17 protein-coding genes are annotated in these 19,261 nt (G+C 57.1%); 12 read left to right on the top strand and 5 right to left on the bottom strand.

Features of this window, described 5'->3' with window-relative positions; translation table 11 throughout:
- Positions 1 to 76 precede the first annotated feature (76 nt).
- Positions 77 to 1,165 carry a DUF1176 domain-containing protein gene (locus PGH32_RS12305; protein ID WP_337894162.1) on the top strand — a complete coding sequence of 363 codons (1,089 nt, stop codon included), beginning with the start codon at positions 77 to 79 and terminating at the stop codon, positions 1,163 to 1,165.
- 647 nt (positions 1,166 to 1,812) lie between these two features.
- On the opposite strand, the gene tkt is transcribed toward PGH32_RS12305, so the two are convergent.
- The 3 genes from tkt to rpiB all read right to left on the bottom strand — a co-directional run bounded on the left by tkt (position 1,813) and on the right by rpiB (position 5,524).
- Positions 1,813 to 3,813 carry a transketolase gene (gene tkt / locus PGH32_RS12300; protein ID WP_314423042.1) on the bottom strand — a complete coding sequence of 667 codons (2,001 nt, stop codon included), beginning with the start codon at positions 3,811 to 3,813 and terminating at the stop codon, positions 1,813 to 1,815.
- A gap of 68 nt (positions 3,814 to 3,881) precedes the next feature.
- Positions 3,882 to 4,832: a transaldolase gene (tal, locus tag PGH32_RS12295; RefSeq protein WP_314423046.1), complete on the bottom strand. Its 951-nt coding sequence runs from the start codon at positions 4,830 to 4,832 to the stop codon at positions 3,882 to 3,884.
- A 233-nt stretch (positions 4,833 to 5,065) separates the two neighbouring features.
- A complete protein-coding gene (gene rpiB, locus PGH32_RS12290) occupies positions 5,066 to 5,524 on the bottom strand; it encodes a ribose 5-phosphate isomerase B (RefSeq protein ID WP_314423049.1) in 459 nt (152 codons plus the stop codon).
- Between the two features lie 314 nt (positions 5,525 to 5,838).
- Between rpiB and PGH32_RS12285 the strand changes: the two genes are divergently transcribed.
- The 7 genes from PGH32_RS12285 to maeB all read left to right on the top strand — a co-directional run bounded on the left by PGH32_RS12285 (position 5,839) and on the right by maeB (position 14,310).
- Positions 5,839 to 6,951 carry an MDR/zinc-dependent alcohol dehydrogenase-like family protein gene (locus PGH32_RS12285; protein ID WP_314423052.1) on the top strand — a complete coding sequence of 371 codons (1,113 nt, stop codon included), beginning with the start codon at positions 5,839 to 5,841 and terminating at the stop codon, positions 6,949 to 6,951.
- 73 nt (positions 6,952 to 7,024) lie between these two features.
- A complete protein-coding gene (locus tag PGH32_RS12280) occupies positions 7,025 to 8,296 on the top strand; it encodes an MFS transporter (protein WP_337894161.1) in 1,272 nt (423 codons plus the stop codon).
- On the top strand, positions 8,293 to 9,039 hold the full coding sequence (locus PGH32_RS12275; RefSeq protein ID WP_443112754.1) for an SDR family oxidoreductase: 747 nt from the start codon (positions 8,293 to 8,295) through the stop codon (positions 9,037 to 9,039). Before PGH32_RS12280 ends, PGH32_RS12275 begins: the two co-directional genes overlap by 4 nt.
- 29 nt (positions 9,040 to 9,068) lie before the next feature.
- Entirely contained in the window at positions 9,069 to 10,070 is a 1,002-nt protein-coding gene (locus PGH32_RS12270; protein WP_337894159.1) for a dihydroxyacetone kinase subunit DhaK, read from the top strand.
- Position 10,071: 1 nt separating this feature from the next.
- Complete coding sequence (gene dhaL, locus PGH32_RS12265; protein ID WP_337894158.1) at positions 10,072 to 10,719, top strand: dihydroxyacetone kinase subunit DhaL; 648 nt, start codon at positions 10,072 to 10,074, stop codon at positions 10,717 to 10,719.
- A gap of 174 nt (positions 10,720 to 10,893) precedes the next feature.
- Positions 10,894 to 11,856: a sugar-binding transcriptional regulator gene (locus PGH32_RS12260; protein ID WP_314423065.1), complete on the top strand. Its 963-nt coding sequence runs from the start codon at positions 10,894 to 10,896 to the stop codon at positions 11,854 to 11,856.
- Positions 11,857 to 12,030: 174 nt separating this feature from the next.
- Positions 12,031 to 14,310, top strand: coding sequence for an NADP-dependent oxaloacetate-decarboxylating malate dehydrogenase (gene maeB / locus PGH32_RS12255; RefSeq protein ID WP_314423066.1), 2,280 nt, complete (start codon positions 12,031 to 12,033; stop codon positions 14,308 to 14,310).
- A gap of 109 nt (positions 14,311 to 14,419) precedes the next feature.
- Here the strand turns inward: maeB and hemF are convergent, their stop codons facing one another.
- Together hemF and amiA are read right to left on the bottom strand one after the other, a co-directional pair.
- Positions 14,420 to 15,337: an oxygen-dependent coproporphyrinogen oxidase gene (hemF, locus tag PGH32_RS12250; RefSeq protein ID WP_337894157.1), complete on the bottom strand. Its 918-nt coding sequence runs from the start codon at positions 15,335 to 15,337 to the stop codon at positions 14,420 to 14,422.
- Between the two features lie 38 nt (positions 15,338 to 15,375).
- Positions 15,376 to 16,257, bottom strand: coding sequence for an N-acetylmuramoyl-L-alanine amidase AmiA (amiA, locus tag PGH32_RS12245; protein WP_314423072.1), 882 nt, complete (start codon positions 16,255 to 16,257; stop codon positions 15,376 to 15,378).
- A gap of 207 nt (positions 16,258 to 16,464) precedes the next feature.
- Between amiA and PGH32_RS12240 the strand changes: the two genes are divergently transcribed.
- The 4 genes from PGH32_RS12240 to PGH32_RS12225 all read left to right on the top strand — a co-directional run bounded on the left by PGH32_RS12240 (position 16,465) and on the right by PGH32_RS12225 (position 19,074).
- Entirely contained in the window at positions 16,465 to 16,890 is a 426-nt protein-coding gene (locus PGH32_RS12240) for a GNAT family acetyltransferase (protein ID WP_314423075.1), read from the top strand.
- A 14-nt stretch (positions 16,891 to 16,904) separates the two neighbouring features.
- Positions 16,905 to 17,354: a DUF2919 domain-containing protein gene (locus tag PGH32_RS12235; protein ID WP_337894156.1), complete on the top strand. Its 450-nt coding sequence runs from the start codon at positions 16,905 to 16,907 to the stop codon at positions 17,352 to 17,354.
- An 85-nt stretch (positions 17,355 to 17,439) separates the two neighbouring features.
- The gene (locus tag PGH32_RS12230) at positions 17,440 to 18,072 is read left to right on the top strand and encodes an RpoE-regulated lipoprotein (protein ID WP_337894155.1); all 633 of its coding nucleotides are present in this window, start codon (positions 17,440 to 17,442) and stop codon (positions 18,070 to 18,072) included.
- A 105-nt stretch (positions 18,073 to 18,177) separates the two neighbouring features.
- Complete coding sequence (locus PGH32_RS12225; protein WP_337894154.1) at positions 18,178 to 19,074, top strand: Dyp-type peroxidase; 897 nt, start codon at positions 18,178 to 18,180, stop codon at positions 19,072 to 19,074.
- Positions 19,075 to 19,261: the final 187 nt, after the last annotated feature.

Below are 19,261 nucleotides of genomic sequence, written 5' to 3'. Positions count from 1 at the left end.
TACCATCATATTCTCATACGCTGATTGTGCGAGGTTACGCGATCCTTGATATCCCACCTTACCAGGGACCCCCTCAATGTTTTACTGTATAAAATGGTTGTCGCTGGCTCCTCTGGTCTTCACAACCATGCTGTACGCACAGCCTTTGCAAAGGACCTTCGATAGCTGGCAGATTACCTGTAACAATCTTAACAGCTGTGAAGCCCGCAGCCTCGCTGATAATAATGGCCTGGCTATGACCATCGCGCGCCATGCCGGTCAGGATGACAGTCCGCTGCTGCGAATTGATTACGGCAATCGCTATACGGGCGAACTTCCCGGCGGAGCTTTGCAGGATAATCTGCTGCTGGATGGCCAGCGCCTCAGGCTGGATCTGAAACACTGGCAAACGACGCCCCATCACCTCATCACCGACCACCGCATCTCAATTAATGAATTCCTTGCCCAGATAATGAACGCCGACGCGCTGCAGCTTCTCTACAGTGCCGATACCGCGATCCCACTGAAGGGTTTAAAGGCGGCATTATTACTGATGGATGACGTGCAGGGGCGGGTAAATGGCGACAGCGCCTGGGTTCGCCGCGGCGAACGCCCTGCCTGGGATGTGCCCGCCGCACCCGCAATACCTCAGGTTTATCAACCGGAGCGCCCGCCGCTGCCGTTAACGCCTGATGAAACCCGTGGGCTGCTCGATTTTGGCAGCCTGCATATCAACAGTGAGAGCTGTTCGCTGGATATGCAGCGGCGTGAGGTGTCGGTATCGCCGCTGACCGATGATAAGGCGCTGCTGCTGGTGGGCTGCGAGATGGGAGCCTATAACATTATCGATCTGGCTTTGGAGATCTCACGCCAGCCGCCGTACATTCCGCACTACATTACGCTGACGCTGCCGTTTGTTCCTCCCGGCCGCAGCGACAGGCAGCTGGAGCCGATCAATGCAGAATATGATGCGGTGAGCGGTGAGCTGCTGACGTTCAGTAAAACGCGCGGCCTGGGCGACTGCGGGGTGGCCACGCGCTGGCAGTTCAACGGCCGGGAATTTATGCTGGCTGAATACGCGCAGGAGAGTACCTGCGATGCCTGGAACAGCAGCGATCGCTGGCCGACGCTGTGGGTGAGCCGGGTGGAGAATCAGCCCGGCGGAAGCGTTGAGATTGAGCCATAAATTTTGTTGATGCAGTATCGTTTTCCACGGGTTCAGCTTCTGAGATTTGCGATTTGAGCTTTTGTTGCTGTAGTTGTTGTGCCTCGGGTTCAGCCTCTGCGGCGGGCGTGCGTCCTCGCGCCACGCTTTGCGTGGTGCCTTCGGTTTAGGCTGCGGGCCTGTCGGACCGGCGTGGAGCGGGCGTCCTGCCCGCGCCACACCTGAGTGCAGCATCCCTGCTGCCCTCTCCGGTCCCGCTGCCTGCTCCTCAGCGCTGTGGATTGCCCGCCCGCCGCAGAGGCTGAACCCGTTCAAATATCGAAGTCGCTTTTCATAGGATCTCGATTGGTAATTGAGTTGGCCGGTCGGGCGACATCGCCAAACGAGTTGAACGCAGCGAATAAGCCAGGATTCGCTTACAGGGAAGTGAGCGAAAGGCCCAGCCGCGCAGGACGCGCGTCTGGGCCGGTCCGTTAAGGCTGACGAACGAAGTGAGGGCACCGCGTAGCGGCGCGAGGACCAGCCCACCTGGGGGCACAACTCGCCTGCACTCACTTCAGACTGTGCAAACGCCCCGGCACAAACGCCACTTTGTGCCGGTCAGATGCAGGCACTGGAACCCCCAGGCAACTGTCACCCTTCGACCCCAGCGCCACCGCAGCGTCAAATCAATGCGGTTTCAGCAGCGCCTCAGCATGGCTGACGATGTTCTCCACCGTGAAACCAAACTCAGCAAACAGCTTCTCAGCCGGTGCCGACTCGCCAAAACCGGTCATCCCGACAATCGCCCCGTTCAGACCGACATACTTAAACCAGTAATCGGCAATACCGGCCTCTACCGCCACGCGGGCGGTGACATTCGACGGCAGTACCGATTCACGATAGGCCGCATCCTGCGCATCGAACAGATCGGTGGAGGGCAGGGAAACGACCCGTACCTTATGCCCGCTGGCGGTCAGCTTATCGGCCGCACCCAGGGTGATCTCCACTTCGGAACCGGTGGCAATCAGGATCACCTCAGGCGTACCGTCGCTGTCTTTCAGGATGTACCCTCCGCGCGAAATATTCTCCAGCTGGGCCTTGCTGCGCGCAGGCTGAGCCAGATTTTGACGTGACAGGATCAGCGCGGTCGGGCCGTGATGGCGCTCAACGGCGTGCTTCCACGCCACCGCCGTCTCAACCTGATCGCAGGGACGCCAGACGCTCATATTTGGCGTTACGCGCAGGCTGGCCAGTTGCTCAACCGGCTGGTGGGTTGGGCCATCTTCACCCAGTCCGATAGAGTCGTGGGTATAAACCATGATCTGACGGGCTTTCATTAATGCCGCCATGCGCACCGCATTTCGGGCATATTCCACAAACATCAGGAAGGTGGCGGTATAGGGAATAAAACCGCCGTGGTGGGCAATGCCGTTCGCTATTGCCGTCATGCCGAATTCACGCACGCCGTAGTGAATATAGTTGCCTGCGCTGTCGTCCTTAATGGATTTTGAACCCGACCAGATGGTCAGATTGCTCGGCGCCAGATCGGCGGAGCCGCCTAAAAATTCCTTCAGCAGCGGGCCATAGGCTTCCAGTGCATTCTGCGAGGCCTTGCGGCTGGCAATTTTCTGGGGATTATCCTGCAGCTGCTGAATATACTTCTGCGTTTCGGCTTCCCAGTTTTCCGGCATGCCACCGCTCATACGACGGCTGTATTCCGCCGCCAGTTCCGGGTGCGCGGATTTATAGGCGTTGAACTTTGTATTCCAGGCTTTTTCACGCTCTGCACCGGCCTGTTTAGCATCCCACTGAGCATAAATATCTTTTGGGATCTCGAAAGGGGGATATTTCCAGCCCAGCTCCTTGCGGGTCAGCGCAACTTCTTCATCACCCAGCGCCGAACCGTGGGACTCTTCCTTGCCGGCTTTATTCGGTGAACCGAAGCCGATAATCGTTTTGCAGATGATCAGTGACGGTTTATCGGTGACGCTTTGTGCTTCTTTAATGGCGGTGGCAATCGCTTCCGGGTTGTGTCCGTCAATATCGTGGATCACGTGCCAGTGATAGGCTTCGAAACGCTTCGCCGTATCATCGGTAAACCAGCCGTCCGTCTCACCGTCAATCGAAATACCGTTGTGATCGTAGAAGCCAATCAGCTTGCCCAGCCCCAGCGTACCGGCCAGAGAACTGACTTCATGGGAGATGCCTTCCATCAGGCAGCCATCGCCCATAAACACATAGGTGAAGTGGTCAACGATCTGATGATCCGGGCGGTTAAACTGCGCCGCCAGCGTGCGTTCGGCGATAGCCATCCCCACCGCATTGGCCAGGCCCTGGCCCAGCGGGCCGGTGGTGGTTTCTACGCCCGGCGTGTAACCGATTTCCGGATGCCCCGGCGTTTTTGAATGCAGCTGGCGGAAGTTTTTCAACTCCTCCATCGGGAGATCGTAGCCGGTGAGATGCAGCAGGCTGTAAAGCAGCATAGAGGCGTGACCGTTGGAGAGAATGAAGCGGTCACGGTCTGCCCAGGCCGGATTGGTGGGGTTGTGATGCAGGAAGTCGCGCCACAGCACTTCTGCAATATCCGCCATGCCCATCGGCGCGCCGGGGTGGCCGGATTTTGCTTTTTGTACGGCGTCCATACTCAGGGCGCGGATGGCGTTTGCCAGTTCTCGACGTGAAGACATATATTCTCCCGAAATGCAGAGGGCGGATCGGTAATCCGCCCTGATGATGAAAAGGATTGGCTGAGGAACTACAGTTTTGCTGCCAGCACATCTTCCAGCTTCTGCTGGTCAACGGCGAACTGGCGGATGCCTTCGGCCAGCTTCTCGACGGCCATTGGATCCTGATTGTGCTGCCAGCGGAATTCCGCTTCGGAAAGTGGAGCTGGCTGATGGAAGGCTTCGGTAGACGGCGTCAGCTTGCGCTCAACCGGCGCGCTGCTGGCCTGTAACTCTTCCAGCAGATTAGGCGAAATTGTCAGGCGATCGCAGCCCGCCAGCGCCAGAATCTGTTCGGTTTTACGGAAGCTGGCTCCCATAATCACCGTGTGATAGCGGTGCTGTTTGTAATACTCATAAATGCTGCGAACGGATTTAACGCCCGGATCTTCATCAACCACATACGGATCCAGCGGCTTGCGGCTGTTGTACCAGTCGTAAATACGGCCGACAAACGGGGAGATCAGGAATACGCCGGCTTCGGCGCAGGCCCGTGCCTGGGCGAATGAGAACAGTAGCGTCAGATTGCACTGAATACCGTTTTTCTCCAGTTCCTCAGCGGCTTTGATGCCCTCCCAGGTGGAGGCGAGCTTGATCAGAATGCGCGAACGATCGATGCCGTGTTCCTCGTACATTCTCACCAGCTTTTCAGCTTTAGTAACGCACATGCCGCGATCGAACGACAGGCGCGCATCGACCTCGGTGGACACGCGGCCAGGCACGCTTTTCAGAATTTCCAGCCCAAGATTAACGGCAACTTTATCGCTGGCATTAATAATCTGGGTTTCTTTACTGCCGCCCTGTTTTTTGGCGTAGTCGATAGCGTCGGTAATCAGATGTTTGTAAGAATCCAGACCGGCGGCTTTGAGAATAAGAGACGGATTGGTAGTAGCATCTTCCGGGTGATAGTTGCGGATCGATTCAATGTCGCCGCTGTCTGCCACTACCGTGGTGAACTGTTTCAGTGCGTCTAGCTGGTTCATCTCTCTAAGCTCCTTGATAAGCAATCTTGTACCCGATTGCCGGTTACAGAAGCGCCCAATACGTTTCTGCACCGCGGGGGTACTGCGGTTGTTGCGAATTAATCACAGTCGGATCACAGTGCATCAGGCTGGAATGAACTGGAATGCGCTTTTTCTGATTGTTGCAATGGGCCTGCCCGATGGTTCGCCTCCAGCCCAGCGATACCGGGGGGTCAGGAGGATTCACCCTTCATTCAGGGGCGGTCGAGCTGCTCGTAATAGCCGATTTTTTCAACTTTTGGCGCTGAACGTCCGCCTTCAAATTCCGCATTAAGCCATGCAGCAAGAATAGATTTTGCCAGTTCGGCCCCGATCACCCGGGCACCTAAGGTAATGATCTGCGCGTCGTTACTTTTGCGAGCGCGTTCTGCGGAGTAAGTATCGTGGCACTGCGCGGCGCGAATGCCGGGTACTTTATTTGCCGTGATGCTCATGCCAATACCGGTGCCGCAGACCAGAATGCCACGCTGATGACGACCATTTTTGATGGCCTGTGCCACCGTCCACGCAATGTCGGGATAGGCACAGCCGCCGTCGTGCTGTGCATCCGCACTGTAATCCGCGGTGGTAAAGCCGGACTGGTGAAGATAGTCAACCAGGACATTTTTCAACTCAATGGCGGCATCATCAGCGCCAATTGCAATAGAAAGCATAGCAGATCTCCAAAAGAAGGTGATGAAAGTGGTCGGCGATCCCACAGATCGTACCCACCGCTGTGCTTACCCTATGCGCAAAATAACAAATGTTCAATGAATGTTCATATGATTGATGTGTTTTCATCGGTATTTAAAATTAAAAGAGGGACCGATCACATTAATTAAGATCGTCAGCGCTGTTCTACTCCCAAAAACTCGGTTGTACGAGGTTTGTCACAGTTTTTATCTTCGGCTGTTGGCTTCCTGGTGAGCTGTGCGTACTGTTCATTTATTCAATTAATGTTCAAATGATCAATAAGCGGAGACGAATTATGTGCCAGACATGTTCAGAAAAAAACCGACGTGTTGCGGATATACCACAGCGAATGAAGGCGGTGGTTGCCTATGCGCCGGGCGACTACCGGCTTGAGGAAGTGGATGTTCCCGCCATCGGGCCTGAGGAAATACTGGTAAAAGTGGAAGCCTGCGGCATCTGCGCCGGGGACGTTAAGGCCTATGAGGGCGCACCGAGCTTCTGGGGGGATGAAAAGCAGCCAGCCTATATCAAGGCACCGATGATCCCGGGGCATGAGTTTATTGCTCATGTGGTGGCGCTGGGGGATGAGGTAACGGAATTTAACCTGGGCGACCGGGTGATCTCCGAGCAGATCGTGCCGTGCTGGGAATGCCGCTTCTGCAATCGCGGGCAGTACTGGATGTGCGAAAAACACGACCTTTACGGCTTCCAGAACAACGTCAACGGCGGCATGGCCCAGTATATGAAGTTTACCAAAGAGGCGATCAATTATGCGGTCCCGGCGGACCTGCCGATTGAAAAAGCCATTCTGATCGAGCCATACGCCTGCTCGCTCCACGCGGTACAGCGCGCCAGTATCAAGCTGGGCGACGTGGTGGTACTGGCCGGGGCGGGTACGCTGGGGCTGGGAATGATCGGTGCGATTAAGAAATCTGGCGCGGAGAAACTGGTGGTGCTTGACCTCTCCGACCGCCGCCTTGAGCTGGCGAAAACCTTTGGTGCCGACCGGGTGATTAATCCCGCCCGTGAGGATGCTGTCAAAATCGTTAAGGAGATGACCGAAGGCTACGGCTGCGATATCTACATCGAAGCAACCGGCGCGGCGAAGTCGGTAGAGCAGGGGCTGACGATGATCCGCAAGCTCGGCACCTTTGTGGAGTTCTCGGTGTTTAAAGAGCCGGTCAGCGTGGACTGGAGCATCATCAGCGACCGCAAGGAGCTGGACCTGCTCGGCTCGCACCTTGGACCTTACTGCTACCCGCTGGTCATTAGCGGCATCGCTGACGGATCGCTGCCGACCGAAGGGGTGGTCACCCATACGCTGCCGCTGGCGCGTTTCGCCGAGGGGTTCGATCTGATGAAGCGCGGCGTCGATTCGATCAAAGTGGTTCTCAATCCAAATCTCTGATCCAGGCCTGGCGGGTGCGGCAGTCCTGGGCCACTCCGGGCGCATCTCCTGAAGGCAACACCGGGAGGATACAATGTTACAACGAATGATTGCGCGTACGGGGCTGTCACCCAGGCTGATGCTGGGCTACGCGGGCGTACTGATTTTTATGATGGGGGAGGGGCTTGAGCAGGGCTGGCTTTCGCCTTACCTGATTGAAAAAGGATTGACCGTTCAGCAGTCCGCGCTGCTGTTCAGCGTTTACGGCTTCGCTGCCGCCATTGCCGCGTGGTTTTCCGGCGTGCTGGCCGAAATCTATACCGCAAAGCGGGTGATGCTGGCGGGGCTGGTGCTGTTTATGATCGGTTCGGTCATGTTCCTGACCATCGGTCTGCCCAGTAATCATCTGATGACCATGATCCCGACCTATGCGCTCCGCGGACTGGGTTACCCCCTGTTTGCCTACGGCTTCCTGGTCTGGGTGGCCTATGAGGCACCGCGCGATCGGCTGGGTTCGGCGGTGGGCATCTTCTGGTTCGTTTACAGCGGCGGGCTGAGCGTGCTTGGTGTGCTGTACTCCAGTATCGCGCTGCCGATACTGGGAGAGATCCATACGCTGTGGAGCGCGCTGATCTTTGTCCTGCTGGGCGCGATGATTGCGCTGTTCCTTAATCGTGGGAAAGACGAGGCGGAAGCACGGCGCGAGAAGCCCTCGCTGGCTTACGTGCTGAAGGGCATCACCATTGCCTTTGAAAAGCCCAAAATCGGCCTCGGCGGTATTGTCCGCACCATAAACACCTCTGCGGCATACGGCTTCGTAGTGTTTATGCCGACCTACATGATGGATTTCGGCTTCACCCGCACCGACTGGCTGCATATGTATGCCGCGCTGTGGGGCGTCAATATCATCTTTAACCTGCTCTTCGGCATCATCAGCGACGGCCTTGGCTGGCGCAACGTGGTGATGTGGTTCGGCTGCATCGGCTGTGCCATCACCACGGTGCTGTTCTTCTATATGCCACAGTGGCTGGGTGCAAACTATCTGGCCACTATCGCTATCGCCGGATTGTTTGGCGCCTGCCTGGCCGCTTTCGTCCCCCTTTCCGCGCTGATGCCGTCACTGGCGCCGGAAAATAAGGGTGCAGCAATGTCGATTCTTAATCTTGGTGCCGGGTTAAGCACCTTCGTTGGCCCGGCCGTGGTCGGCCTGTTTATCGGGCCGTTTGGCGCCAGCGGGGTGATCTGGATTTACACCGGTCTTTATCTGCTGGCGGCGGTACTGATGAAATTCGTCACCCTGCCTGCGGGGGAAGCCCCTGCGGCCGCCCCCGATACCGGGTTAATCAAACAGAAAGGAGCACTATGATGAGCACAGAATTAGCGGGCAAAGTGGCCCTCATTACCGGCGGTGCTGCGGGAATTGGTCATGCGATTGCCGAATGTTTTTTACAGCATGGCGCACGCGTGGCGCTGTTCGACCGTGACCCGGCGGTAGCCGACATTGCCAGAGCGCTGGATGCGGATCGCGCAATTGGCCTGGCGGTGGATGTCACTCAGCGGCAGGAGGTTGATCGGGCCGTCGATCGGGTCGTCGGGCATTTTGGTCGGCTGGACATTGCGGTGAACTGTGCGGGCGTTGCCCTGTTGGCACCCGCGGAATCTTTAAGCGAGGAGGCATGGGACCGTACCCTGGACATCAATTTGAAGGGCACCTTCCTCGTTTCACAGGCGGTGGGGCGGCACTTCCTGCGGCAGAAAAGCGGCAACATTATCAATATGGCCTCGCAGGCCAGCGTGGTGGCTCTGCCCCAGCATCTGGCCTACTGCGCGAGCAAAGCGGCGGTGGTCGGGCTGACCCAGGTGCTGGCGCTGGAGTGGGGACCGCACAACATTAACGTCAATGCGATTTCGCCAACGGTGGTGTTGACCGAGCTGGGGGCGAAAGCCTGGGCAGGGGAAGCCGGCGAGGCGCATAAAAAGCAGATCCCACTGCGTCGGTTTGCGGAGCCAGCGCACATTGCTGCCACGGCGCTGTTCCTTGCCAGCCCCGGTGCGGCAATGATGAACGGTGCCAACGTGGTGGTTGATGGCGGTTTTACCATTTGCTGAAGTCAGAATTTTGCTAACAGGAGTGACAGATGAATCGCATTATTAACGATCCTGATTATGTTGTAGAGGACGCTATCCGGGGATACCTGAAAGCCCATCCAGACATCTATCAGGCCACCGACAATCCAAGAGTGCTCAAACGCCCGCAGGCACCGGTTGCAGGTAAAGTCGGCGTAGTGACCGGCGGCGGATCCGGCCATGAACCGGCATTTCTCGGCTACGTGGGAAAAAACATGCTGGATGCTGTAGCCATTGGTGAAGTGTTTTCTTCGCCGACGGCAGGGGCTTTCCTTGATGCGTTCAAAGCGGCGGACGGCGGCGCGGGCGTGGCCTGCCTGTACGGCAACTACGCCGGCGATAATATGAACGTGAAAATGGCAATTAAAAAAGCCACCGCCGCCAGGATTACCGTGAGAACCGTGGTGGCGAATGACGATGTGGCATCCGCGCCGATCGGCGAAATTGAGCGGCGTCGCGGCGTGGCGGGCGAGATCCTGATGTGGAAAGTAGGCGCGGCCGCCGCAGCGCAGGGATACGATCTGGATGGGGTGATCGCCGTAGCGCAGAAAGCCATCGACCGCTGCCGCTCGATTGGTGCGGGTCTGAGCTCCTGTACTATCCCGGCGGTGGGGAAACCTAACTTTCATATCGAACCCGGCACGATGGAGATCGGCATTGGCCACCACGGTGAGCCGGGCATTGAAGTGATCCCGACCCAGAGCGCAAAAGAGATGGCCGCGACCATGCTTAACTTTGTGCTTGCCGAGCAGGCCGCTTCACCCCCGCCGGAAGTAGTGGTACTGGTCTCTGGCCTGGGGGCGACTCCGGTAATGGAACTGTATATTTACTATGCGGAGGTGGAAAAGCTGCTGGCCGAAAAAGGCATTCGCGTTCACCGCGCGCTGGTGGGTAACTACTTTACCTCACTGGAAATGATGGGCGTCACGCTGACGCTGATGACCCTTGATGATGAACTGAAAAAGCTGGTTGACCTGCCAACACAGGCACCCGGTCTGACGCTGGGAGAATAAAATGATGACGCAACTTTCAACGCAGCACGGCAGCCTGCTGGTCAGCGAACTGGTGAAGGTGATTAAAAATAATCGTGACTATCTCAGTGAGATTGACGGGGCTATCGGCGATGGCGATCACGGTATCAATATGGCGAAAGGTTTCAGTCTTTGTGGTGAAAAGCTTAACGAACGGCAGTCGCTGGCTGAGGCATTTGATACGCTGTCCGACGCGCTGATGGAAGGCATTGGCGGCTCGATGGGGCCGCTGTACGGCAGTTTTTTTATGGGGATGGCGGATAATATTCGCAGCAAATCCTCTCTGACCGTTGATGATTTTGCCGCTATGCTGCGGGCGGGGCTGACGGAGCTGCAGGATATCAGCGAGGCGGGCGTAGGCGACAAATGCCTGATGGATACCCTGATCCCGGCGGTTGAGACGGCCGAACGCCGAGCGGCTGAAGGCTATCCGGCGATGCTGCAGGCGATGCGTGAAGCCGCCCGTGAGGGCCGTGACTCCACGAAAGAACTGGTGGCGAAGATCGGACGCGCCAGCCGGCTGGGCGAACGTTCACGCGGCGTGCTGGATGCCGGAGCGGTATCCTGCTGCCTGCTGCTGGAACAGATGGCGGCCACCGCCCGGCAGCAGCTGCTGGCTGAAGTGGCCTGAGCGGCAGGGCAAGAAAAATCCGATCTGTGCGGGCCGTAAAATGGTATAAATTAGCAGCCCGTCACGCGCATCAGGAGCGGCTGAATGCCGCTCTTTGTGTGATAATTGACGTTGATCGCGGCAGGAATACCCCTGCGCAAACAGCACGACTCAGACAGAGAGACGACTGCCCGGATGGAAAAAAACACGCTATCTCAGGATACCGAGCTGCTGACAGAAATCGCTGTCGCTTACTATCAGGACGAGATTACCCAGGAAGAGATTGCGCGAAAGTTCGGTATCTCCCGCATCAAAGTCGGGCGTCTGTTAAAGCGTGCGAAGGAAGAGGGCATCGTTGAAATCAACGTGCGTTATCATCCGGTATTCAGTACCCGGCTGGAGCAGCAGCTGCTCGAACGTTTTTCGCTGCAGCGTGCGCTCATTGCGCTTGACCATCACGACGATGAAGAGCAGCGGCGGCAGGTTGCGGCGCTGGTGGCGATGCATCTTTCGCAGACCTTAAAAGATAACGCGGTCGTGGCAGTGGGTCAGGGGCGCAATGTGGCCGCCGTAGCCGATCATCCCGGTAGCGTACCCAATCGCAACTGCCATTTCATCAGCGGTATCGGCGGAACTCACCGGCCCGGCGATGCGATTAATGCTGACCATATCAGCCGCCGGCTGGCGAAAAAGTTCGGCGGTATCAGCGAAACGCTGTATGCCCCGGCCTATGTCGAAAATCGGGCGCTTAAAGATGCCTTCATGCAAAACGGCACCATCAAAGAGACGTTGGACCGCGCCCGCAAGGCTGACGTGGCGCTGGTGGGCATTGGCGACATGAACGAAAACAGCTATATGGTGAAACTGGGCTGGTTTACGCCTCACGAGATTATCGATGCCAGCCTGAATCAGGGCGTCATTGGCGATGTGGCGGGCTACGACTTCTTCAACGCCCAGGGGCAGCATGTGGATACGGTGATGAACGATCGGGTGATTGGCCTGAGCATCGACGAGCTGCGCAAAATCCCCTGCGTTATTGCTGTTGCTTCTGAAAACACCAAGGCGATGGCGATCCTCGGCGCGCTGCGAACCGGTGCTATCGATATTATCGCCACCACAGCGCAGAATATCCGTACCCTGTTGAATATGACCAAATAACCTGCTGCTCTGGCGGACTGAACCAGACGGTCCGCTCTCACTCATCACATTTAACGCACGAACTGCCTGTTTTTCCGCCCACGCGGTATCAACGATGTGGGCTGCCTCAAGTTTTTCACTGCTTTGCCACTTCTATACTGGGACGTTTGTACCTACAGAAAAAGGAACGCGTTAATGGACGACCAGTTAAAACAGAGTGCGCTCGATTTTCATCAGTTTCCCGTTCCGGGCAAAATTCAGGTTTCCCCTACCAAGCCGCTGGCCACGCAGCGCGATTTGGCCCTGGCCTATTCTCCCGGCGTGGCGGCACCCTGCCTTGAAATCGCTGAGGATCCGCAGGCGGCGGATAAATACACCGCCCGTGCGAACCTGGTTGCGGTAATTTCTAACGGTACCGCGGTGCTGGGGCTGGGTAATATTGGCGCGCTGGCCAGTAAGCCGGTGATGGAAGGCAAAGGCGTGCTGTTTAAAAAGTTCGCCGGGATTGATGTGTTTGATATCGAAGTCGATGAGCTGGATCCGGACAAGCTTATCGATGTTGTGGCGGCGCTGGAACCCACTTTTGGCGGCATTAACCTGGAAGACATTAAAGCGCCGGAGTGTTTCTATATTGAGCAGAAGCTACGCGAGCGGATGAAAATTCCGGTGTTCCATGACGATCAGCACGGCACCGCGATTATCTGTACCGCTGCAGTGCTGAACGGCCTGCGCGTGGTGAAGAAGACAATTTCCGACGTGCGGCTGGTGGTTTCCGGTGCCGGTGCATCGGCTATTGCCTGTATGAACCTGCTGGTGGCGCTGGGGATGCAGAAGCACAATATCGTGGTCTGTGATTCGAAAGGCGTGATCTATCAGGGGCGCGAAGCCAATATGGCAGAAACCAAAGCGGCCTATGCGGTGGTGGATAGCGGCAAGCGCACGCTGGATGATGTGATTGCCGATGCCGATATTTTCCTTGGCTGCTCCGGGCCGAAAGTGATGACCCCGGAGATGGTGAAAAAAATGGCGCGCGATCCGCTGATCCTCGCGCTGGCTAACCCGGAGCCGGAAATTCTGCCGCCGCTGGCGAAGGAAGTGCGTCCGGACGCGATCATCTGCACCGGTCGTTCTGATTACCCAAACCAGGTGAACAACGTTTTATGCTTCCCGTTTATCTTCCGCGGTGCGCTGGATGTGGGTGCCACGGCGATTAATGAAGAGATGAAGCTGGCGGCAGTGCACGCCATTGCCGACCTGGCGCTGGCCGAGCAAAGCGATGTCGTGGCGTCAGCCTACGGCGATCAGGAACTCTCCTTCGGGCCGGAATATCTGATCCCAAAACCGTTCGACCCGCGCCTGATTGTGCAGATTGCACCGGCAGTGGCCAAAGCGGCGATGGATTCCGGCGTGGCGCGCAGGCCGATTACCGACTTTGACGCCTATCGCGAAAAACTCACCGAGTTTGTCTATAAAACCAATCTGTTTATGAAGCCGGTGTTCTCACAGGCGCGCAAGGATCCCAAACGCGTGGTGCTGGCCGAAGGTGAAGAAGCCCGGGTGCTGCACGCGACCCAGGAGCTGGTCACGCTGGGGCTGGCGAAACCGATTCTGATTGGTCGCCCGAGCGTGATCGAAATGCGCCTGCAGAAGCTGGGGCTGAAAATCGAGCTGGGGAAAGATTTTGAGGTGGTCAACAATGAATCGGATCCGCGCTTTAAAGAGTACTGGGGCGAGTATTATCAGATTATGAAACGCCGCGGTGTCTCCCCTCAGCAGGCACAGCGCGCGGTTATCGGTAATCCAACGCTGATCGGGGCCATTATGGTTCACCGCGGCGAGGCGGACGCGATGATCTGCGGCACCATCGGCGACTATAAAGAGCATTATGCCGTGGTTGAGAAGATTTTTGGCTTCCGCGGTGACGTAAAGGTTGCCGGGGCGATGAACGCGCTGGAGCTGCCGAGCGGAAACACGTTTATTGCCGATACCTACGTCAATGAAGACCCGACGCCGGAGCAGCTTGCCGAACTGACGCTGATGGCGGCGGAAACCGTGCGCCGCTTCGGTATTGAGCCTAAGGTGGCATTGCTGTCCCACTCCAGCTTCGGGGCTTCTGACGCGCCGGCGGCCTGCAAAATGCGTCAAACCCTTGCGCTGGTGAAGGCGCGTGCGCCCGATCTGGAAATCGATGGGGAAATGCACGGTGATGCGGCACTGGTGGAGAGTATCCGCAATGACCTGATGCCGGACAGCCCGCTGAAAGGGGCGGCCAATATTCTGATTATGCCGAACGTCGAGGCGGCGCGGATCAGCTATAACCTGCTGCGCGTTTCCTGCTCGGACGGGGTGACGGTGGGGCCGGTACTGATGGGCATTGCCAAACCGGTACACGTGCTGACGCCTATCTCATCGGTGCGGCGCATTGTGAATATGGTGGCGCTGGCGGTAGTGGAAGCGCAGACGGCACCGCTGTAAGTGGTAAATCAGGGCGTCCGTAGGTTCATTTAGTTGCGGAGCAAAAGTGGAGGCCGATGGAATTCGCGGTAATTCTGTCGGCCTTCCACTATCGCAATCACTCAGTCATTCAATCACGTTTAAGCCAGTCTTTCACCGGCAGGAAGTCGCGATAAAGCGCGGCTTCCGGGCTGCCTTCTTCCGGCTGGTAATCATATTCCCAGCGGACCAGCGGCGGCATCGACATCAGAATGGATTCGGTACGGCCACCGGTTTGCAGGCCAAACAGCGTGCCGCGATCCCACACCAGATTAAATTCAACATAGCGGCCACGGCGATAAAGCTGGAACTGACGCTCGCGATCGCCCCATACCAGCGCTTTACGGCGTGCGACAATCGGCAGATAGGCGTCCAGGAAGCCGTTGCCCACCGCCTGCATAAAGCAGAAGCCGTTGTCAAAGTCCGGCGTATTGAGATCGTCAAAAAACAGGCCGCCGATGCCGCGTTGTTCGTCGCGGTGCTTCAGATAGAAGTAATCGTCACACCACTTCTTGTAGCGGGGATAGACGTCTTTGCCGAACGGCTGGCACAGATCGAAAGCGGTCTGATGCCAGTGCACCGCATCCTCTTCGAAACCGTAGAACGGTGTCAGATCGAAACCGCCGCCAAACCACCAGACCGGATCCGCGCCGGGTTTTTCGGCAATAAAGAAGCGCACGTTGGCGTGGCTGGTCGGTACATAAGGATTTTCAGGGTGGATCACCAGCGACACGCCTAACGCCTGGAAGCTGCGGCCGGCCAGCTCGGGACGATGGGCGGTGGCCGAAGCGGGCATCGCGTCGCCATGAACGTGTGAAAAGTTGACCCCGGCCTGCTCAAAAACGCTGCCGTTACGCAGAACACGACTGCGCCCGCCGCCGCCGCCGGGGCGCTCCCAGCCGTCTTCGGTAAAGCTGGCGCTGCCGTCCGCCAGGGACAGCTGCTGGCAAATGTTATCCTGCAGTTCCAGCAGGAACCGTTTGACCACGGCGATATCAGGTACGTTCATGAGTTAACCTTTTAGCATAAAGACCGACGGAGTATACCTCAGCCCATGCGCCTGCCCGTATCATACTCATTAAAAAAGCTGACAATGCCGTCAGCGATCGCCCCGGCTATCTTCTGACGAAACGCGGTGGTTCCCAGCAGCTTTTCCTCCTGCGGATTGGTAATAAACGAGGTTTCAACCAGTACGGAAGGAATGGAGGGCGACTTCAGCACGGCAAATGCCGCCTGTTCGGTGTGCTGGCTGTGCAGGTGATGCATCGGACGGATCTGATTGAGCACGTGCCTGCCCAACGTCAGGCTGTTTTTAATGGTGTCGGTCTGCACCAGATCGAACAGCACCTGCTGCAAATAGCGGTCTTTGGTGGCCACTTCCACGCCGCCCACGTTATCGGCGGCATTCTCTTTTTCTGACAGATACTTCGCCATGGTGCTGCTGGCGCCGCGATTGGAAAGCGCAAACACCGAAGCGCCGTTAGCGGCGGGGCTGGTAAAGCCGTCGGCATGTACTGACATAAACAGATCCGCGCCGTGCTGGTGGGCAATCTCCACGCGCTCGCCGAGCGGGATGAAATGGTCGGTCTCACGCGTCAGGCGCACATCAATATGCGGATGCTCGCTCAGCAGATGGCGGATATGGTTAGCGATTTCCAGAACGATATGCTTCTCTTCCGATCCTTCCTGCCCCACCGCACCGGAATCAATACCGCCGTGCCCGGGATCGATCATCACAATTTTTTTGCCGCTGGCAGGGCGCGGAGGATGCGGTGAAACTGGCGCCTGCTGCGGGTGGGAGGTGACCCTGAGGGTGACATCCTCCTCCTTAGCCTGTACTGATTTGCGTGCCATCAGCATCAGTGCCAGGCTGGAAAGGATAAACTGCCGACGCGAGCTGAGTGGCCGGAGCTGAACAATCTTTTTCATAAGATAATCCTGAAGCAAAAAGTGCTTATTGTTATATCGTAACAATGCCCGGGCGGCGAGAAGTGAGCTATTTCATCTTTTTACTTTTTATTTCAGCATGCTAATGACGTTTTTATTATTTTTTTATCCGTACGCAATCGTCAGGCTTGCACCAGCAGAAGAATGCGTGATAATCAGCAGATTATGCTTAACCTTAGGTCTATTCCCATGGAAATCCGCGTATTTCGGCAGGATGATTTTGAAGAAGTGATTACCCTTTGGGAGCGTTGCGATTTGTTACGTCCCTGGAACGATCCTGAGATGGATATTGAACGCAAACAGAACCACGATCCTGACCTGTTCCTGGTGGCTGTCGTCGGTGGCGAAATCGTTGGCTCGATTATGGGCGGCTACGATGGTCACCGCGGTTCGGCCTATTATCTTGGCGTTCATCCCGACTATCAGGGCCGTGGCTTTGCCAACGCGCTGATTAACCGGCTGGAGAAAAAGCTGATTGCACGGGGTTGCCCGAAGATCCACGTGATGGTGCGGGAAGAGAACGACGCGGTGCAGGGCTTTTACGAGAAGCTGGACTATGAAACCGTTGACAGCGTGCTGCTGGGTAAGCGGCTTATTGAAGATCGCGAGTACTGATTCCCCCGATCTTTATGCTGAAATACACCCCCGATGACTACGACGCTCGTGGCCAGCTGCGCCTGCCGCTGAGCTTCTGGGCGATTCTATTATTGCAGGCGCGCACCTGGGTGCTGTTCGTGATGGCCGGCGCTTCGCGTCAGCAGGGTACTGCGCTGCTTGAGCTGTTCTATCCCGATACGCACACCTTCTGGCTCGGCCTGGGGCTGGGTGTGCCGGCGGCAGTCGGCCTGTTGCTGACCGGCTATCGCCAGCGGCTGCCTCGGCTCTGGCAGGCGTTGCGCTGGGTGCTGATGGCCACGCTGGCGGTGATGCTGCTTCTGCAGGGCGTGTCGCTTTGGCAGCAGGACGATCTCAGCTCACCGCTGGTGATGTTTGTCTCTCTGCTTGATGTGCTGGGCCTGCTTGCCCTGTGGCGTCAGCGGCGGCTGGCGGATTGTTTTGATCCAACGCAAAATCACTAGCGACATCCGTCCCGCCGGTTAAACTTTTTGGCAATCCGCGACTCAAAGCAGTTCGGACGTTTTGCTACTGAATCCAGGAGTTGTAATGAATAATCTTCGCCCGGCGCTACTGATCGCCACTCTTTTACTGGCGGGCTGCGCCGGATCCGGCAGTCAGACGGGCGGCGCCAGCCAGTCCACCTGGTGGAACCCGGTATCCTGGTCCTGGTCCGGCCTGAATCCCGTTAACTGGTTTGGCTCCTCGCTTCAGGTGACCGAGCAGGGCGTGGGCGGCGTAAACGGCAGCACGCCGCTGCAGCAGAAAGCGATCGAGGAGGGGCTGAAGGGACAGTATACGCTGCGTAACGGTATGCGCATGGTCGACGGTAGCGTAGTTTCCTTCTGGCAGGCGCTGGATGACAGCAAGCAGGTTCAGATGGAGCTGAGCGGTCGCACTACCGTCAGCCGCATTGAGGTAATGGATAAGGATGTGGCAACCGACAGCGGCGTGAAAATTGGCACCCGCTTCAGCGATCTGTTCAGCAAGGCGTTTGAGTCCTGTAAAAAGGGCACCGGCTCGGATCGCCAGAACGTAGAGTGCCGCGCACCGAACAGCCAGCATATCAGCTATGTGTTCAGCGGCGACTGGCACGGGCCTGAGGGGCTGATGCCGGCGGATGACACGCTGAAAAACTGGACGGTGAGTAAAATTATCTGGCACAGCCAGAACGCCGACTAAAAACCACATTTATCTTGCGCTTAAGCAGGCTCCTGGCGCTGCCTTCAGGTATCATACTGGCCTAAAAACCGACCAGATATAACCTGAAAGCCAGGAGCTAACAGCATGTCAGATTTCCAGAGCGGGATTTTGTTAGAACACCGCCGTTTTGCTATTTATCTTGAAGCCATGTGCCAGGGTGATATTGCCGCGATACGTAGCGGCTGCCACCTTTTCCTTCAGCAGCTTTCACTGCTGCAGGAGCGTTATTCCGATGCGGGGCTGGGCGCGGTGATTGCCTTCGGCAGCGGCCTGTGGAACGACCTCAGCCCGGCTAACAGCACCGCAGAGCTGAAAGACTTCCAGCCGCTGGGCAAAGGCATCGCCCCCGCTACCCAGCGCGATCTGCTTATTCATATTCAGTCATTGCGCCACGATGTGAATTTCAGCCTGGCTCAGGCCGCGCTGGCTGCCTTTGGCGACGCCATCCGTATTGAAGAGGAAACTCACGGCTTCCGCTGGGTGGAGGAACGCGATCTCAGCGGCTTCGTTGACGGCACGGAAAATCCGCAGGGCGAGCAGCGTGAAGCGGTAGCGATTATTGCCAGCGGCGAGAACGCGGGCGGCAGCTATGTGCTCAGCCAGCGCTGGCAGCACAATCTGAAAATGTTTAACCGCCTGGCGGTGGAAAAGCAGGAGCAGATTATGGGCCGCACCAAAGAGAGCAACGAAGAGCTGGAAGGCGATGCCCGCCCGGCCACCTCGCACGTGGCCCGCGTCGATCTGAAAGAAGAGGGGAAAGGGCTGAAGATTTTGCGCCAGAGTCTGCCTTACGGCACCGCCAGCGGCGTTAACGGCCTGTTCTTCCTCGCCTACTGCGCGACGCTGTATAACATCGAGCAGCAGCTGCTGAGCATGTTTGGGGAAGCGGACGGCAAATATGATGCGATGCTGCGCTTTACTAAACCCCTCACCGGCAGCTACTTTTACGCGCCGTCGCTGTCGCAGCTGGCCGCGCTGTAAGCCGTGTTGCCTCCGGCGCTGTTGCTTTCCGCTGGGCCGGATAAAGACTGTTGTCATGTTGTTTGCAGCCGCCGCGCAAGCATCGGCTACCGCGTTTTATCAGATGCCGGGGAGATTCCTGTCCCGGCGTTTTAAAGCAGGAGCTTATGCAACTCACCGCAGTGCTCACCAGTCTCATTTTCGGCAG

Origin of the sequence: Erwinia sp. SLM-02 (assembly GCF_037450285.1) — a bacterium.
Taxonomy (GTDB): Bacteria; Pseudomonadota; Gammaproteobacteria; order Enterobacterales; family Enterobacteriaceae; genus Erwinia.
The sequence above is the reverse complement of the archived record's forward strand: the minus strand, read 5'-3'. Positions and strand labels throughout refer to the sequence as shown.